This window comes from Pseudonocardia alaniniphila (assembly GCF_022524485.1).
GTDB lineage: Bacteria > Actinomycetota > Actinomycetes > Mycobacteriales > Pseudonocardiaceae > Pseudonocardia > Pseudonocardia alaniniphila.
On record NZ_JAKXMK010000007.1, the window covers coordinates 158,011 to 173,854 of the forward strand.

The window sequence follows — 15,844 nt, forward strand, 5'->3', positions numbered from 1 at the left end:
GGAGTGACCGAGAACGTGCTGGCAGACGGACTGTCACCGATGCCACCGGAGAGCGCGGACGGGGCGCGTGCATTCCTCGACGTGCGCGACCTGCGGGTGCACTTCCCCACCGACGACGGCGTGGTCAAGGCCGTGGACGGGTTGTCGTTCAGCATCGAGCGCGGCAAGCGGCTGGGCATCGTCGGCGAGTCCGGTTCGGGCAAGAGCGTGACCAGCCTGTCGATCATGGGCTTGCACAAGGCAGGCGCCGCGAAGATCTCCGGCGAGATCTGGCTGGGCGGCCAGGAGCTCGTCTCCGCCGGACCGGAGCAGGTGCGCAAGCTGCGCGGCCGGACGATGGCGATGATCTTCCAGGACCCGCTGTCGGCGATGCATCCCTACTACTCCGTCGGCCAGCAGATCGTCGAGGCGTACCGGCTGCACCACGACGTGAGCAAGCGGGACGCCCGGGCCCGAGCCGTGGAGCTGCTGGACCGGGTCGGCATTCCGCAGGCGGCGCGGCGCTTCGACGACTACCCGCACCACTTCTCCGGCGGGATGCGCCAGCGCGCGATGATCGCCATGGCGCTGTCCTGCAACCCGGAGCTGCTCATCGCCGACGAGCCGACCACCGCGCTCGACGTCACGGTGCAGGCCCAGATCCTCGACCTCATCCGCGACCTGCAGGCCGAGTTCAACTCCGCGGTGATCATCATTACGCACGACCTGGGCGTGGTCGCCGAGCTGGCCGACGACATCCTGGTGATGTACGGCGGGCGCGCGATCGAGACCGGCGCGGCGGCCGACGTCTTCGCCACACCGCAGCACCCCTACACGTGGGGGCTCCTCGGTTCGCTGCCCCGGTGGGACCGGGAGCGCACCGAGCGGCTGATGCCGATCCCCGGCAGCCCGCCTAGCTTGATCAACGTGCCCAGCGGCTGCGCGTTCCATCCCCGGTGCGCCTATGACGAGCTCACCGGCGGGCTGGCCACGACCGTGCGCCCGGAGCTGCGCGCGGTGGGCACGAACGGACACCGGGTGGCCTGCCACCTGCCCGACGAGCGCAGGCGGCAGATCTTCGACGACGAGATCAGGCCGAAGCTGTGACGACCGACCGGACGGGTACCGAACCGATGATCACCGAACCGGCCGCGGGGCCCGCGCACGCCACGGAGGCGATCCCGGCCGAACGGGATGCGCTCCTGCGCGTGTCCGGGTTGCAGAAGCACTTCCCGGTTCGCCGGGGCCTACTGCAGCGCCAGGTCGGCGCGGTGCAGGCCGTGGACGGCCTGGATTTCGAGGTGTTCCGCGGCGAGACGCTGTCGCTGGTCGGCGAGTCGGGCTGCGGCAAGACCACGACGGGGCGGCTGCTCACCCGGTTGATCGAGCCGACCGGCGGCACGATCGTCTTCGAGGGGCGCGACATCAGCCACCTCCCGCAGGGGGCGATGCGGCCGCTGCGCCGGGAGATCCAGATGATCTTCCAGGACCCGTACTCGTCGCTGAACCCGCGGCACACCGTGGGCACGATCGTCGGGGCGCCGTTCCGTATCCAGGGCGTGGAGCCGCCGGGCGGTATCCGCAAGGCGGTGCAGGAGCTGCTGTCGCTGGTCGGGCTGAGCCCCGAGCACTACAACCGCTATCCCCACGAGTTCTCCGGCGGCCAGCGCCAGCGCATCGGCATCGCCAGGACGTTGGCGCTGCGACCGAGCCTCATCGTCGCCGACGAGCCCGTGTCGGCCCTGGACGTGTCGATCCAGGCGCAGGTGGTGAACCTGCTGGAGGACCTGCAGGACGAGCTCGGCCTGACCTACGTCTTCATCGCGCACGACCTCTCCGTCGTGCGGCACGTGTCGGACCGCGTGGCCGTGATGTACCTCGGCAAGATCGTGGAGATCGGGGAGAGCGCCGCCGTCTACACCCGCCCGATGCACCCGTACACCGTCGCGCTGCTCTCAGCGGTGCCGGTGCCCGAGACGCAGCGGCGGGACAAGCGTGAGCGGATCCTGCTCAAGGGCGACGTGCCCAGTCCGCTGAACCCGCCACCGGCGTGCCGGTTCCACACCCGCTGCTGGAAGGCGCAGGAGATCTGCGGCACCACCGAGCCGCCGCTCGTCGAGCTGACGCCGGGCCAGCGGGTGGCCTGCCACTTCCCGGAGAACGTGCCCGCGTAGGCGCGTCAGCGGCCGTTCTCCTCGTCCTCGCGTTCGCCGCGCCGCCGGAAGAACGCGAGGCCGGGGATGCCTTGGATCGCCTGGCGCATCTCCTTGAGCTGTTCGAGCAGCTCGTGGACGTCCGGGCCGACGCGGTCGAGCGTGGCGAGGATCGGCAGGATGTCGTTCTCCATGTGCTCCGTGAGCTGCGGGAGCTGGTCGATCAGCCGGATCGCGGCGTGCACCTCCTCCTCGGAGAACTCGTCGACGAAGCGCCGGGCGAGCGGCGCCACCTGCTGCGCGATCGGCTGGTAGACGGCGAGCAGCTCCGTTGCCCCGTCCGCGGCGCCGGACGCCTGCTCGACGACCGTGCCGGCGCGCTCGGCCACCGCGGTGGCCTTCTCGATCACCACACCCGCGCCGTCGGCCACGGCGCCCGCCCCCGCCACGAGCTCCGCGGCGTCGTCGGCCACCGTGCTCGCCCGGGCGACGAGCCCGGCCGCGTCGTCGGCGACACCTGCGGCCTGCGTGACGAGCTCGGCGGCGCCACCCGCCGCGGTGCGCACCTCGACGAGCAGCGGGTCGACCCGGCGGACGAGGTGATCGGCGTGGGTGAGCACCGTGTCCACCCTGGCGACGGCCGTGCGCACGTCGACGAGCACCTCGTCGACCGAGCCGACCAGCACGTCCGCCCGGTCGACGATGCCCTCCACCCGGTCGGCCACCGCGGCGATCCGGGCGATGAGTGCCTCGGCGTCGTCGAGCAGGGCGGACGCCCGCTCGGGCAGTGACGCGACGACCTCGACGGCTTCCTCGGTCCACCCCATCACCGCCCTGGCACCGGTGACGATGTCGGATGGGCCGACCCAGACGGGCAGCCCGGCGATGCGCAACATGCGGCCGATCCTCGCGCACAGGGGCACGTCCGGCTCGCTCGGATCGATGTTCCCTGACGCCAAGAGTTCGTATTGCTTTCCCGTAACGAGTCGAATGAGTGCGCCACTGTGCCCAGTGCGTTCGGGGGTGGTCACCTACGTTCGGTTGATGACCGGACGCCAATGGAGGTGACCGGCCCGCTCGATCCGGAAAGGAACCACCATGACGCAGCGACCCTGGAGCAGGCGCGATTTCTTCCGCCGCACCGCCGCAGCAGGTGCGGTGGCGCTCGGCGGAACAGCGGCACTATCCGCCTGCACCAGTACGAACGCCGGTGGCGGCAGCGTGCTGGAGAACGCGCGCAACAGCGGCTCGATCCGCATCGGTATCGCCGGTGAGGAGCCCTACGGTTTCACAGGCACGGACGGCCAGGTCACCGGCGAATCTCCCGAGGTGGCCCGCGCGGTGTTGCAGGCGATCGGCATCGGCACCGTGGAGGCCGAGCAGGTGGACTTCGGTTCGCTGATCCCGGCGCTCAACGCCCGCCGCTACGACATGGTCTGCGCCGGCATGAACATCACCCCCGAGCGCTGCCAGCAGGCCGCCTTCTCGAACCCGGACTACACGGCGCTCACCGCCTTCCTCGTGCCGCGAGGCAACCCGGAGCAGGTCACGACGTTCCAGAACATCGCACAGAAGAACCTGAAGCTCGCCGTGCTCGGCGCTGCCGTGGAGCAGGGGTACGCCGAGTCCGCGGGCGTCCCGGCCGCCAACATCAGTCCCTTCGACGACCAGAACGCGTTGCTGCAGGCCGTCACCGCGGGCCGGGTCTACGCTGCGGCGCTCACCGACATCTCGCTGAAGTGGCTCGCCGGCAAGAACCCGCAGGCTGCTGTGGAGGTCACCCCGGGCTTCCAGCCCAGCGAGAACGGCCAGGAGGTCGTCTCCGCGGGCGGGTTCGTGTTCCGGCAGGCCGACAACGACCTGCGGGAGGCCTTCAACACCGAGCTGCAGAACCTGCACACGAGCGGGCGCTGGGTGCAGATCGCCTCCCCGTTCGGGTTCTCCGAGGCCAACCTCCCGCCTGCCGGGCTGACCACCCAGCAGCTCTGCGCGGCCTGAGCCGCGTGGACAACGTAGGAACCTTTCTCTCCGTCATCGCCCAGGGCCTGCCGGAGACGGTGATAGCCACCGTCGGCGGGATCGCCCTGACGATCGTGCTGTCCTTCGCTGCCGGGCTCGCCCTCCTCTCGCCGAGGCGATGGGTGCGGGTGATCAGCCGGATCTACGTGGAAGGGCTGCGCGGCACCTCCGAGGTCGTGCAGCTGTTCTGGATCTTCTTCGCGCTCCCTGTGCTCGTCGGTTTCGAGATCGTGCCCATCTGGGGCGGCGTGCTCGTGCTCGGCCTCAATCACGGTGCGTACGGCGCCGAGATCGTTCGCGGGGCGATCCAGTCGGTGCCCCGGGCGCAGTACGAGGGTGCGCTCGCGCTCAGTCTTTCCCCCGCACAACGAATGTTCCGGGTGATCCTGCCGCAGGCCGTGGTGGAGATGATCCCGCCGTTCAACAACCTTTTCATCCAGTTGCTCAAGAGCACGTCGCTGCTGTCGTTCGTGTTCATCAGTGAGATCACCCGGCAGGCCACGCAGATCCTCGTGCCGCGATTCAACCCGCAGGTGCTGGAGATTTTCCTGCTCCTGCTGCTCGTCTACCTCGTGTTGTCGCTGATCATCACCGCGGTGATGCGCTTGCTGGAACGCAAGGCCGCAGCCCGGCTCGGGCGGCGTCCCTCGGAGCGGGCCAGGCGGACGGCCGTCAGGGGGGCGGTCTGATGCCGCAGCAGGTCTGGGACTGGAACTACGCCTTCTCGATCCTGCCCTCGTTGCTCGAAGGGCTGGGCCTCACGCTGCTGGCGACGGTGCTCGGCTCGATCGTCGCGATGATCCTGGGGCTGCTCCTCGCGGTGCTGCAACGCGGACCACGGCTCCTCGCTGTGGCCGTGCGCGGGTTCGTCGAGTTCGTACGCAGCACACCGCTGCTCGTGCAGATCTTCTTCCTGTTCTTCGTGCTGCCGCAGTTCGGCATCGTGCTGAGCGCGCTGACCGTCGGCGTGATCGCTCTCGGCGTGCACTACGCCTGCTACACGTCGGAGGTCTACCGCGCCGGCATCGACGCGGTGCCGCGCGGGCAGTGGGAGGCGGCCACCGCCCTCAGCCTGCCTCGGTCGCGGGTCTGGACGGGTGTGGTGCTGCCGCAGGCGATCCCGCGGGTCGTGCCGGCTCTGGGCAACTACGTCATCTCGATGTTCAAGGAGGTGCCGCTGCTCACCGCGATCGGCCTGCTGGACGTCGTCGGCCGGGCGCAGGAAGCGGGCGACACCTACTTCCGCTACGTGGAGCCGTACACGATCGCGGGGCTGCTCTTCCTGCTGCTGAGCTACCCTGCCTCCCTGCTGGTACGGAGATTGGAACGCCGTGTCGGAACCATCTGAGCCGATGATCGTCTTCGACCGCGTGGAGAAGCGGTTCGGAGACAACGTGGTGCTCTCCGATCTGAGCTTCACGGTCGCCCCCGGCGAGCACGTCACGCTGATCGGCCCCTCGGGTTCGGGCAAGACGACGATCCTGCGGCTGCTCATGAGCCTGGAGTCGGTGAACGACGGAACGATCACCGTCGGAGGGCGCTACCTCTCGCACATGGAGAAGGGCGGCAAGCTCGTTCCCGCCGACGAGAAGCACAGCCGGGAGGTGCGCAAGCACATCGGCATGGTGTTCCAGCAGTTCAACCTCTTCCCGAACATGACGGTGCGCGGCAACCTCATCGAGGCGCCCACCCGCGTGCTGGGCTTGTCCAAGGACGAGGCGAACGAGCGTGCCGGGGAGCTGCTCGACCTCGTCGGTCTCCGGGAGAAGATCGACGAGCACCCGTCGCGGCTATCCGGAGGGCAGCAGCAGCGGGTGGCCATCGCGCGGGCGCTCGCGATGCGGCCGGACGTCCTGCTGCTGGACGAGGTGACCTCGGCGCTGGACCCCGAGCTGGTCGCCGGCGTGCTCGCCCTGCTGCGCGACATCGGCACCACCACCGACATCACCATCCTCTGCGTCACGCACGAGATGGGATTCGCGCGCGACTTCTCCCACCGCGTGATGATGTTCGACGGCGGAAAGGTGATCGAGGACGCGCCACCCGCGCAGCTGTTCACCGACCCCGGGCAACCGCGCACGAAGGAGTTCCTGAAGGCGGTGCTGGGCCGGGACTGATGTCGGGGTGCGGGACAGAGCGCCCATTTCCGACCACTCGGTGACCGGTGATCGTCGCGGCACGAGCAACCTCGAATGCCTCTCAGGGGTTATTTCGGGACCCGTTCGAAACGAGTACGTCTGAGGCTGCGGATCTCGCCGGGCGAGGCCGAACGCACTTGGCCGAGCCGGTGCTGCTGACCAAGGGAAGGCTCATGAGCGTCCTCAGTCCCGAGCTCACCAAGGCGTACCACCTGCTGGCCACGATGGGCGACCACATGCCCGTCGACGATCGGCCGGAGCACGTGCGCCACCGCGACGCATATCGCCGCTGGAGCGAGCAGTTCCCCGTCCCCGCACACGCCGTGGTCACCGCAGCCCCGGGCTTCCCAGGGCTGACGGTGACCGCGCCGGAGTCGACGGCCGACCGGTTGCTGCTGTACTTCCACGGCGGCGGCTACACCGAAGGCGGGGCGTACAACCACCGGGAGATGGGTGCCCGGCTGGCCTCCGCAATCCGCGGCGTGGTGCACCTGCCGGACTACCCGCTGGCGCCCGAGAACCGCTTCCCGTCGGCGCTCGACGCCGCAGTGGCGGCCTACCGGGCCGTTCTCACCGACGTGCCGGCGGGACGCGTCGCCGTGGGTGGCGACTCAGCCGGCGGTGGCTTGTCGTTGGCGCTGCTGTTGCGGTTGAAGGAGCTGGGCCTCCCGCTGCCCGCGGCCGTGGTGCCGGTGTCACCGTGGACCGACCTGACGGTGTCCGCGCCGTCGTTCACCGAACGCGCCGACCGCGACCCGTTCGTCAGCCGGGAAGCCCTGCTCACGTTCGCGGCGTACTACCTCGGTGGTCACGACCCGCGCGACCCGCTCGCGTCACCGCTGTTCGGTGACCTGACGGGACTCCCGCCGATCCACCTCGAGGTCGGTACCGAAGAGGTCATGATCGACGACGCGGTGCAGTTCCACGCGCGTGCGCTGGCCGCGGGAGTGGCTTCGGAACTGGTTGTCACCGAGGGCGCACCGCACATCTGGCAGCACTTCGCGTCATTCCTCCCTGAGGCGGCAGCATCCATCGACCGCATCGGGCACTTCGTCCGGCAGCGCGTGCCTGAATCATGAATTGCAGCTCGGTGTCTTCGGACGGCTGAACGGCCGGTTGGCCCAGTCAGCTGCGGCGAAGTACCGCATTGCTCAGAGTGAAAGGAACCAATCCGGATGTCTCTCCCCGGCTGTGCCAGGCTCACGCGAGGCGACATTGGGATGCCGCTCGATGCCGACCACGTCCTCACGGAGGGATCCGGGAGATGAGCACGAGTTCCGACTACTTGATCGTCGGCGGTGGGTCCGCCGGTGCTGTGCTCGCAAACCGGCTGAGCGCCCGGGGCCAGTCGGTGACTCTCATCGAGGCCGGGCACGCCTACCGCCCCAACCTCTACCCCGCCGAACTCGCCAACGCCGACATCGTCGGCCCGAACGGCCACGACTGGGGGTACGTCGCCGACACCGGTCAGCTCGGTAGGCGCATCCACGCGATCCGGGCCAAGTCGCTCGGGGGCTCCTCCACGGTGAACGCTGCCGTGGCGATCCGCAGCCGTCCGGCCGACTTCGCCAAGTGGACGGCAGCCGGTCTCGAGGACTGGACGTGGGACGAGGTACTCCCGGCGTACCGCTCGATCGAGAACACGGCCGACGGAACTGACGAGCTCCGCGGTCGCAGCGGTGCTCTCCCGATCCGCACCCGCAGGCCTGAGGAGCTCACCCCCTCGCAGCTGGCGTTCATCGACGGTGCGGCCGAACTCGGCTACCGCCGGGTGGAGGACTTCAACGGTGCCGAACAGGACGGCGTCGCACCGTACCCGCTGAACGTGATCTCCGGTCGGCGGATCAACACCGGCATCGCCTTCCTCGACGACGGCGTCCGGAGCAGGGCCGGGCTTCAGATCGTCGACGACACGGAGATCGTCCGTGTGCTCCTGGAAGACCGGCGAGCCGTAGGCGTCGTCGCCGCCGACGGCACGGAGTACCGGGCGGAGACGATCGTGCTGGCGGCGGGTACCTACGGCAGCCCCGCAATCCTGATGCGATCCGGCATCGGCCCCGTCGAACACCTCCAGGACCTCGGCATCGACGTGCTTGCCGACCTGCCGGTCGGTGACGGCCTGCAGGAGCATCCCTTCTACTACAACATCTACGCCCTGACACCGGATGCCAACTCGATGCATCCCGCGTCGGGTGCGATCCTCTGGACCGCGTCGTCGAGCGCGCTTCCGGGCGACCTCGACGTTCACATCTCGGCGACCCACCTGTTCGATCCGTCAGCGAGTCCCACGGGCGGAGCGATGGTCTTGGCCGTGTCGGTGACCCAGCCCGAATCCCGTGGCCGTGTCCGCCTCGACCGGCAGAACCCGCAAGGTGCACCCGTCATCGCGTACAACCTGCTGGGGACGCCTCACGACATGGACCGGATGCTCGAGGGTGTCCGCCTGGCCCGCCGCATCGGCACCACACCGGCATTCGCCCGTGTGGTCGACCGTGAACTCACACCAGGCCCGGAGGTCACGGACGCCCTGCTCGAGCACACGGTGCTCGAGCAGCTGGACGTCTACCACCACCCCACCTCCACGGTGGCCATGGGACCCGTGGGAAAGGGTGTCGTCGACAGCCACGGCCGCGTGCACGGCATCGACGGACTCGTCGTCGCCGATGCCTCGATCATGCCGCTCGCTCCGAGCGCTCCCCCGAACATCACGACGATGATGCTCGCGGACCGCGTCGCCGGCTGGTTGCTCACCGATGCCGATCGTCTCACCGCGGCGGCGGGCCAGGACGGTTGACCTCAGCGGCTTGACCAGCCGGGACCGGCGGGCAGGTGGGCCGCTGGGGTGGGCCGCCCCGTGCACCGAGCGGCACGCCCGTCCGGGAGCAACGGATGGGCCGCTCGTCCGTCGGGCTTGAGGGGTCAGCCCGGTAGGAGTGTGTGTCGGACCGAGGGGAAGCGTGCGAAGTCCCGGTCCAGGGTGGCCACGGCGCACCCGTTCTCGATTGCGATGGCGGCCAGGACCGCGTCCGGTACGAGGTCGCCGCGAGCGTCTGCCTCGTCGCACACCTCACGTAACAGCGTCAGATGACGTGGTCCGGGCCCGGTTCGCAGATGGTGCGGCTGGGCGCAGGTTGCATCGATGAAGTCGAACGCGGCCGTGAGTGGGCTCGGCACGGTGAAGATCCGGCGGTTCGTGGCGAGCCTGAGGAAGGACGCCCAGACCGTGTCGGGCACGGTGAACGGCTCGTCGTCTGCGAGTAGGTCGTCGAACCATGCGCGAACGCGGACGTGGTGCGGATGGTCGGCCCGATGGGCGGCGAGGACGACGTTGACGTCGAGCAGCAACACCGTCAGCGCAGCTCGTCGAGGGCGGTGCCGTCGTCGAGCGCCTCGTGCAGCGCCCGGTTGGACGTGAGGTCGATGCCCGGCCGCGGACCACTCCCGCCGTCGAAGACCGGCACGACCGGCCGCTTCCCGCGCTGAGCAGGGATCGCGAGCTCCCGGCGCAGCGCCGCATCGATGACCTCGCCCAGTGTCTGACCCCGCTCCTGCGCCAGTCGCTTCGCGGCGATCAGGAGTTCGTCCGAGATCGAGACGGTGGTGCGCATGATGCGAAGTTTACTGCATCACGTGCATCAAGCGGGCGCGTGCCGACCCCCGGGTGAGGTCAGCCGCGGCGGGATTCGTGGGCGAGGATCGCGAGCTGGATGCGGTTGGTCAGGTCGAGCCTGGTCAGGGCGCTGGAGATCGTCGCCTTGATGCTCGACGTCGACAGGTGCAGGCGTTCGGCGATCTCGGCGTTGCTCAGCCCCTCGGACACTGCGTGGGCGACCTCGCGCTCGCGGTCGGTCAGGACGTTCATGCGAGCGACGGCGTCGGAGTCGCCGTGCGTGTCCGGGCCGCGTCGGGCCGCGGCCATCGCGATCACGCTGCGGGTGACGCTGGGCGAGAGCACGGGGTCGCCCGCGGCCGCGCGGCGTACGGCGTCGACGATCTGGGCGGGCGGTGTGTGCTTCAGCAGGAATCCGGCGGCGCCTGCGCGCAGTGCGGCGAGCACGGTCTCGTCCGCGTCGAACGTCGTCAGCATCACCACGGCGGGACCGTCGAGTCCGGGGCCTGTCCGGCGGCCGAGGGCCGTGGTGGCGGCGATGCCGTCGAGCACCGGCATGCGCACGTCCATCAGCACGACGTGCGGGGCGAGCCGGTCCACGGCGTCGACCACGTCCGCGCCGTCCGCGGACCCGCCCACCACCTGGATGTCGCCCGCGCCGCCCAGCATCATCGTGAGCCCGCTGCGGACGAGGGGGTCGTCGTCGACGATGAGCACGCGAATCGCCGCGTGTCCGGTTACTGGGTCTGTGGTCACTGGGTCTCCGGTCACTGCGTCTCTGCTCACTGCGGCCACGGCAAGCTCGCGCGCAGCCGGAACCGGCCGTCGGTGATCTCGCGGGTGAGCTCCCCGCCGTGCAGAGCGACCCGTTCGGCGAGCCCGGTCAGCCCTGATCCCGCTCCCGGGATCTCGCTCGTGGTGACCCCCACCGGCACAGGGTTGCCCACCTCCACCACGACCTCGCCGCCCGGTTCGCCCCTGACCAGCACGTCGACCGCCGCGCCGGGTGCGTGTTTGCGGGCGTTCGTGAGGCCTTCCTGCACCATGCGGTAGACGGTGCGCTGGAGCTGGGGGCGCAGCGCGGTGAGATGGTCGGCGAGGTCCGCGTGTACCTGCTGGCCGCTGCGCCGCGCCTCGTCCACCAGCGCGGGAAGGCGGTCCGTCGTGGGTTGGGGGGCAGCCCGGATCTCCTCCCGTTCGACGTCGGCCGTCGCGTCTTCGTGACGCAGCAGGTGGAGCACCTCGCGGAGCTCCTCGAGCGCCTGGTTCGCGTTGGACCGCACCACGCTCACCGCGCTGTGCACCTCGGCGGCCGTCGGCGGGGGCGCCGTGCCGCTCTCCGCCATGGCCGTGCGGTACTCGAGGGCGCCCGCGTGCACCGACAGCAGGGAGATCCGGTGCGCGAGCACGTCGTGCATCTCCCTGGCGATCCGTTGCCGCTCGGCGTGGCGGCTCTCCTCCAACTGCCTCGCGTGCTCGCGCCGCTCGGCGTCGGCGCGCAGTCGCAGGGCCAGCACGAGCTGGCGCCGGGCGCGGACGCCGAGCCCCGCGGTGACCACGAGGGCGGTGCCGAGAAGGATCACGATGATCCACGGCGCGGGCGGGCCGAACACGGGCGGGAAGTACGTCGCCATGTACGGCAGGCCGAGCAGCACCATGCCGAAGCTGATCGGAACCGCGTACTTCCAGCCCCGGTGCAGCGCGAGGGAGAACAACAGCAGGAACACGGCGCCGGTGGCCGTGTTGGACATCGACGCGGCGACGGCGGCCAGGATCCCGGTGGCCACCGGGAACCGCCGCCGCCACCACAGCGCGAGGCACGCCACGGCACCGAGGAGCGGATCGACGATCCGGAGCCAGGTGGGCAGGCCGAACATGTCGGGCAACATCACGAGCGTGTGCTCGGAGGCGCCGACGAGCACGGCCACCAGGAACATCACGAGATCGACACCCCAGTCGCGGGGCGTGCGCCTGGCCGAGCCGCCGCTGGGGCGGTGATCCGGGTCGGCCGCCCGGGCCAGCTCGCCGGGCAGCATCCAGCGGTCGACCGGGGGCGCGGGTAGCCGGGCGGTGTCGACCATGAGACGAACTGTACGGAAGAGACGTATGTCCGATAGAGGGTGATTTTCTGGCCGAATCGTGGTCGATCGGTCAGCGGCACTGGCCGGTCGGCCGCAGATCGCGACGCGGCGGACGGGCAGCGTTGCGCCCATGCCGATCGACTCCCCGATTGCCCTCCAGATGGAGGGACTCACCAAGGTCTTCTCCGGGAAGCCGGCTGCCGATCACGTGAGCCTGTCGGTGCCGGTCGGCTCGCTGACCGGGCTCGTCGGGCCGAACGGTGCGGGCAAGACCACCTCGCTCGCCATGACCGTCGGCCTGCTGCGCCCGGACTCCGGCACGGCCGCCGTCCACGGCATCGACGTCTGGACGGATCCGACACGGGCGAAGGCGCTCCTCGGCGTGCTGCCCGACGGCCTCGCGCTGCCCGAGCGGCTCACCGGCGGCGAGCTGCTCACCTACTGGGGGTTGCTGCGTGGCATGTCCGCCGACGTGGTGCGGGCCAGGGCGGCGGAGCTGATGCGCATCCTCGAGCTCGACGAGGCCGAGGACCGGGGGGTGCTGGTCATCGAGTACTCGACCGGCATGCGCAAGAAGATCGGGCTGGCGACCGCCCTGCTGCACGCGCCGAAGGTGCTGGTGCTCGACGAGCCGTTCGAGGCGGTCGACCCGGTCTCGGCCCGCGTGCTGCGGGGCATCCTGCGCCGTTTCGTCGCCGCCGGGGGGTCGGTGGTGATCTCGTCGCACGTGATGTCGCTGGTGGAGGACCTCTGCGACCGCGTGGCCATCATCGCGGCAGGGCGGGTGCTGGCCGCCGGAACGCTCGCGGAGGTTCGGGGGACCTCGACGCTGGAGGACACCTTCGTCCGGCTGGTCGGGGAGCGCGAGATCGGGGAGGGGGAGCTGGCGTGGTTGGCGAGCTGATCCGGCTCAAGCTCACGATCCAGCGGCACTCGCTCAGCTGGAAACGGGTGCTCGGCCTCGTCCTGGGCGTGGCCGCCGCGATTGCCACCTGGCTGGCCGTGCTGGTCGCGGCCCCCGCGGCCCGGTCGGACGTCCTGCTGTTCGCGCTGGCCGCATGGCTGGTCGGCTGGCTGATCGGACCGATCCTGACCTCGGGGGCGGCCGTTCTGCGGCCCGAGTACTTCACGCTCCTGCCGCTTCCTCGGCAGTGGCTCGGGCTGGGGTTGCTCGCGTCGGTGTTCGTCGGCGTCGGCGCCGCCGTGACGGGCGTGGCGATCCTCGCGCTGGTCGTGTACGCGGTCGTGGCGGCCTGGCCTGCGGCCGCGTCGATCGCCGTGGCCGTCGTGACCGCCGTGGTGGGGAGCGCGCTGCTGCTCGTGTTCGTGGTGGCGCTCTCCCGGACGGTGTACGCGCTGCTCGGCGCGGCGATGCGCACCCGCATGGGCGTCGAGATCGCGGCGATCCAGTACGGGCTGATGCTGTCGTCGATGTTCGTCGGGTGGCTGATCGTCTCGCCCGTGATCAGCGCGGTGCCGGTGTTCCTACGCGAGGGGTTCGGCTGGTTGGGGGTTTCGGGGGTGCTGAACCTGTTCCCCAGCAGCTGGCCCCTGCTCGCGGTCGACGCCGCGGCCTCCGGGGACTACGCGTCGGCTGCGGGGCTGATCGGTGCGCTCGCGCTGGTGACGGCGCTGGTGGTGGCTGCGGCCGTCGCGCTGCTGACGCCGTACGTGGGCAACCGCACCGTCCGGCGCAGGGGGCGGCCGTGGGGGAGCCGGGTACTCACCGGCGGCCGGGTGCTTCCCGTCACCCCGCTCGGTGCCGTGGTGGGCAAGGAGCTGCGCACCTGGTGGCGGGATCCGTGGCGCAGCCTGGAGGTCCGCTCGTCGATCTGGTTCGGGATCTTCGTCGCGATCTACGGCGTGATCGCGGGGATCCCGCAGCTCGCAGGTCTGGCCGGTATCGCCGTCGCGCTGATGGTGGGGCTCAGCGGGGCGAACCTGTTCGGCCAGGACGGAACCGCGTTGTGGCAGCTCGTCGTGGCGCAGAGTCCCCGGGCGGTGCGAGCGGACATCCGCGGCCGGCAGATCGGGTTGGTCGTGGCACTGGGCGCGCCCGCGTTCGGCCTTTCGTTGCTGATGATGCTCCTGACCGGGGCGTGGGACTTCGCGGTGCCGGTCCTCGCCGGCATCGTGGCGACGCTGGGCGTCGGCAGCGGTATCGCCGTCGTGATGTCCGTGATCGGCGTGACGCCCGGCGTCGACCCGCACCGGCGCGTCAACGCCACCGATGCCGGTGAGAACAACTTCTCCATCAACGTGGCGCTCTGGGCGATCCTGACGCTCGTCGGGCCGACGGTCGCGGTGGCCGTACCGCTGGCCGTCGGCGGTCCGGACCGGCCGGCGTGGCTCGTCCTCACGACCCTTGCCGTGGCGGTCGTGAACGGCCTGGTGGTGGCCTGGTTGGGCGGTGCCATGGCGGCCCGGCGCCTGGAGACCCACCTGCCCGAGACCTTCGCCCGGCTGCGTTATCCGGGCACTGCCGCAACCAAGGGACGCGGCGGCGGGCTCCTCGACTACCTGTCCGGCCAGGCGGAGAGCTCGGCGCTCGCGGCCGCTGCCGCGGCCAAGGGGGAGAAGCCGGCACCGCAGAAGAAGGAGCCCGCCCCGCGGGGGAAAGAGAGAGTGGGATGACTACGTCGGGACCGGTCGCGAGCGCGGGGTACGGGGGCACCCCGCAGTCGGAACGCAAGCTCGCTCCCGACTTGGCGCGCGGGGTGATGCTCCTGCTGATCGCGATGGCCTACGCCGGGGTCTACGCGGGGGTCGCGTTCGGGGGCCGGCTTCCGGAGGGCACCTCGGTCGCCGACACCGTGGCGCGGTTCGTCGTGGTGCTCGTGCTGGACAACCGGGCGTTTCCGATGTTCGCGGTCCTGTACGGCTACGGGCTGGCCTGGATGGTGGCCCGGCGGCGCCGAGCCGGTGCGGCGGATTCCGAGATCCGCAGGCTGTTGCGCCGCCGCAGCCTGCTGCTCGTCGCCTTCGGCTCGGTGCACGCGTTCCTGGTGTTCCCCGGCGAGATCCTCGCCTCGTACGGGCTGGCCGGGCTCGTGCTCGGGTGGCTGCTGTTCCGGTCCGACCGCGCTCTCGCGCGCACCATCGCGGTGCTCGTGCCCTGCTACGCCGTCACCGTGACGGCGGCGATGGTCTCCCTGGCGGCGGCGCCCGACGTCGCGGGGTACGCGGTGCCGGGGTACAAGACGGTGGCTGACTGGTCGATGCGGCTGGCCGGCGCCCCGTTCACTCCGATCTTCATCGCCGTGGCCTACCCGCTGCTCCTGCTCGTGGTGCTGGGCTTCCGGGCCGGTCGCAGCGGGTTGCTCGACGACCCGTCCCGCCATCGCCCGCTCCTGATCCGCATCGCCGTCGGCGGGATCGCCATCTCGATGCTCGGCGCGCTGCCCGCGGCGCTGATCGCGATCGACGCCGTCCGTCCCGACATCGTGTCCACCGGCGCCCTGCTCGCGCTGCAAGTGCTCACCGGTGTGCTCGGCGGGGCGGGCTATGCGGCGGCGTTCGGCCTGCTCGCCCTCCGCCTCGACGCACGGCGGGGCCCGATCACGCAGGCCGTCTCCGCGGTGGGTCAGCGGTCGCTGACCTTCTACCTGCTCAACTCGGTGCTCGTCGCCGTGGTGCTGCACCACGACCTGCTGGCTGTGGGGGACCGGGTCGACAGCATCGGGGCGCTTGCGGTTGCCGCCGCCGTCTGGCTCGTGGCCCTCGCCGTGGCGGCGTGGATGGACCGCACCGGCCGTCCCGGTCCGGTGGACGCGCTGCTGCGCCGGCTCGTGAACGGCCGCCGGGCGCATGATCAACGCGCAGTGGATCAGCCGCGCACGTGACGACGTGCGCGCTCGGCGGCCG

General features: G+C 70.6%; 16 protein-coding genes. 11 read left to right on the forward strand and 5 right to left on the reverse strand.

Annotation, left to right across the window (positions count from 1 at the left end):
* The first annotated feature begins 3 nt into the window (after positions 1-3).
* Both MMF94_RS09170 and MMF94_RS09175 read left to right on the forward strand, forming a co-directional pair.
* Positions 4-1,086: an ABC transporter ATP-binding protein gene (locus MMF94_RS09170; protein WP_241035878.1), complete on the forward strand. Its 1,083-nt coding sequence runs from the start codon at positions 4-6 to the stop codon at positions 1,084-1,086.
* A 26-nt stretch (positions 1,087-1,112) separates the two neighbouring features.
* A complete protein-coding gene (locus MMF94_RS09175) occupies positions 1,113-2,153 on the forward strand; it encodes an ABC transporter ATP-binding protein (protein ID WP_241035879.1) in 1,041 nt (346 codons plus the stop codon).
* A gap of 5 nt (positions 2,154-2,158) precedes the next feature.
* Here MMF94_RS09175 and MMF94_RS09180 read toward each other — a convergent pair whose 3' ends face one another.
* A complete protein-coding gene (locus MMF94_RS09180) occupies positions 2,159-3,028 on the reverse strand; it encodes a hypothetical protein (RefSeq protein ID WP_241035880.1) in 870 nt (289 codons plus the stop codon).
* Positions 3,029-3,230: 202 nt separating this feature from the next.
* Here MMF94_RS09180 and ehuB point away from each other — a divergent pair, with 202 nt between their 5' ends.
* The 6 genes from ehuB (at position 3,231) to MMF94_RS09210 (ending at position 9,083) form a co-directional block, all read left to right on the forward strand.
* Positions 3,231-4,130 carry an ectoine/hydroxyectoine ABC transporter substrate-binding protein EhuB gene (ehuB, locus tag MMF94_RS09185; protein WP_241035881.1) on the forward strand — a complete coding sequence of 300 codons (900 nt, stop codon included), beginning with the start codon at positions 3,231-3,233 and terminating at the stop codon, positions 4,128-4,130.
* Positions 4,131-4,135: 5 nt separating this feature from the next.
* Positions 4,136-4,840 (forward strand): ectoine/hydroxyectoine ABC transporter permease subunit EhuC, encoded by a 705-nt coding sequence (gene ehuC, locus MMF94_RS09190; protein WP_241035882.1) that lies wholly within the window; start codon positions 4,136-4,138, stop codon positions 4,838-4,840.
* Positions 4,840-5,499, forward strand: coding sequence for an ectoine/hydroxyectoine ABC transporter permease subunit EhuD (gene ehuD, locus MMF94_RS09195; RefSeq protein WP_241035883.1), 660 nt, complete (start codon positions 4,840-4,842; stop codon positions 5,497-5,499). Before ehuC ends, ehuD begins: the two co-directional genes overlap by 1 nt.
* A gap of 4 nt (positions 5,500-5,503) precedes the next feature.
* Entirely contained in the window at positions 5,504-6,268 is a 765-nt protein-coding gene (ehuA, locus tag MMF94_RS09200; protein ID WP_241036029.1) for an ectoine/hydroxyectoine ABC transporter ATP-binding protein EhuA, read from the forward strand.
* A gap of 194 nt (positions 6,269-6,462) precedes the next feature.
* Positions 6,463-7,368 (forward strand): alpha/beta hydrolase, encoded by a 906-nt coding sequence (locus MMF94_RS09205; protein WP_241035884.1) that lies wholly within the window; start codon positions 6,463-6,465, stop codon positions 7,366-7,368.
* Positions 7,369-7,553: 185 nt separating this feature from the next.
* On the forward strand, positions 7,554-9,083 hold the full coding sequence (locus MMF94_RS09210) for a GMC family oxidoreductase (protein WP_241035885.1): 1,530 nt from the start codon (positions 7,554-7,556) through the stop codon (positions 9,081-9,083).
* A gap of 125 nt (positions 9,084-9,208) precedes the next feature.
* Here MMF94_RS09210 and MMF94_RS09215 read toward each other — a convergent pair whose 3' ends face one another.
* From MMF94_RS09215 to MMF94_RS09230, 4 genes are read right to left on the reverse strand one after another with little or no spacing between them, the layout of a single operon-like run.
* Positions 9,209-9,637 (reverse strand): type II toxin-antitoxin system VapC family toxin, encoded by a 429-nt coding sequence (locus MMF94_RS09215; protein ID WP_241035886.1) that lies wholly within the window; start codon positions 9,635-9,637, stop codon positions 9,209-9,211.
* A gap of 2 nt (positions 9,638-9,639) precedes the next feature.
* Positions 9,640-9,897 carry a CopG family transcriptional regulator gene (locus MMF94_RS09220; RefSeq protein ID WP_241035887.1) on the reverse strand — a complete coding sequence of 86 codons (258 nt, stop codon included), beginning with the start codon at positions 9,895-9,897 and terminating at the stop codon, positions 9,640-9,642.
* 59 nt (positions 9,898-9,956) lie between these two features.
* A complete protein-coding gene (locus MMF94_RS09225) occupies positions 9,957-10,655 on the reverse strand; it encodes a response regulator (RefSeq protein WP_241035888.1) in 699 nt (232 codons plus the stop codon).
* A 26-nt stretch (positions 10,656-10,681) separates the two neighbouring features.
* Positions 10,682-11,980 carry a sensor histidine kinase gene (locus MMF94_RS09230; protein ID WP_241035889.1) on the reverse strand — a complete coding sequence of 433 codons (1,299 nt, stop codon included), beginning with the start codon at positions 11,978-11,980 and terminating at the stop codon, positions 10,682-10,684.
* Positions 11,981-12,110: 130 nt separating this feature from the next.
* On the opposite strand from MMF94_RS09230, the gene MMF94_RS09235 reads away from it, so the two are divergent.
* The 3 genes from MMF94_RS09235 to MMF94_RS09245 are packed head-to-tail and all read left to right on the forward strand — an operon-like array spanning position 12,111 to position 15,822.
* Entirely contained in the window at positions 12,111-12,884 is a 774-nt protein-coding gene (locus tag MMF94_RS09235) for an ABC transporter ATP-binding protein (RefSeq protein ID WP_241035890.1), read from the forward strand.
* Positions 12,869-14,614 (forward strand): hypothetical protein, encoded by a 1,746-nt coding sequence (locus MMF94_RS09240; protein WP_241035891.1) that lies wholly within the window; start codon positions 12,869-12,871, stop codon positions 14,612-14,614. Before MMF94_RS09235 ends, MMF94_RS09240 begins: the two co-directional genes overlap by 16 nt.
* The gene (locus tag MMF94_RS09245; protein WP_241035892.1) at positions 14,611-15,822 is read left to right on the forward strand and encodes a DUF418 domain-containing protein; all 1,212 of its coding nucleotides are present in this window, start codon (positions 14,611-14,613) and stop codon (positions 15,820-15,822) included. The genes MMF94_RS09240 and MMF94_RS09245 overlap by 4 nt, the downstream gene beginning before the upstream one ends.
* The last annotated feature ends 22 nt before the right edge of the window (positions 15,823-15,844 follow it).

Excerpts from the sequence above, each read along its gene's own strand:
- MMF94_RS09175 (WP_241035879.1), top strand. The coding sequence starts at position 1,113 with ATGATCACCGAACCGGCCGCGGGGCCCGCGCACGCCACGGAGGCGATC.
- MMF94_RS09180 (WP_241035880.1), bottom strand. The coding sequence starts at position 3,028 with ATGTTGCGCATCGCCGGGCTGCCCGTCTGGGTCGGCCCATCCGACATC.
- ehuB (WP_241035881.1), top strand. The coding sequence starts at position 3,231 with ATGACGCAGCGACCCTGGAGCAGGCGCGATTTCTTCCGCCGCACCGCC.
- ehuD (WP_241035883.1), top strand. The coding sequence starts at position 4,840 with ATGCCGCAGCAGGTCTGGGACTGGAACTACGCCTTCTCGATCCTGCCC.
- ehuA (WP_241036029.1), top strand. The coding sequence starts at position 5,504 with ATGATCGTCTTCGACCGCGTGGAGAAGCGGTTCGGAGACAACGTGGTG.
- MMF94_RS09205 (WP_241035884.1), top strand. The coding sequence starts at position 6,463 with ATGAGCGTCCTCAGTCCCGAGCTCACCAAGGCGTACCACCTGCTGGCC.
- MMF94_RS09210 (WP_241035885.1), top strand. The coding sequence starts at position 7,554 with ATGAGCACGAGTTCCGACTACTTGATCGTCGGCGGTGGGTCCGCCGGT.
- MMF94_RS09220 (WP_241035887.1), bottom strand. The coding sequence starts at position 9,897 with ATGCGCACCACCGTCTCGATCTCGGACGAACTCCTGATCGCCGCGAAG.
- MMF94_RS09230 (WP_241035889.1), bottom strand. The coding sequence starts at position 11,980 with ATGGTCGACACCGCCCGGCTACCCGCGCCCCCGGTCGACCGCTGGATG.
- MMF94_RS09235 (WP_241035890.1), top strand. The coding sequence starts at position 12,111 with ATGCCGATCGACTCCCCGATTGCCCTCCAGATGGAGGGACTCACCAAG.
- MMF94_RS09245 (WP_241035892.1), top strand. The coding sequence starts at position 14,611 with ATGACTACGTCGGGACCGGTCGCGAGCGCGGGGTACGGGGGCACCCCG.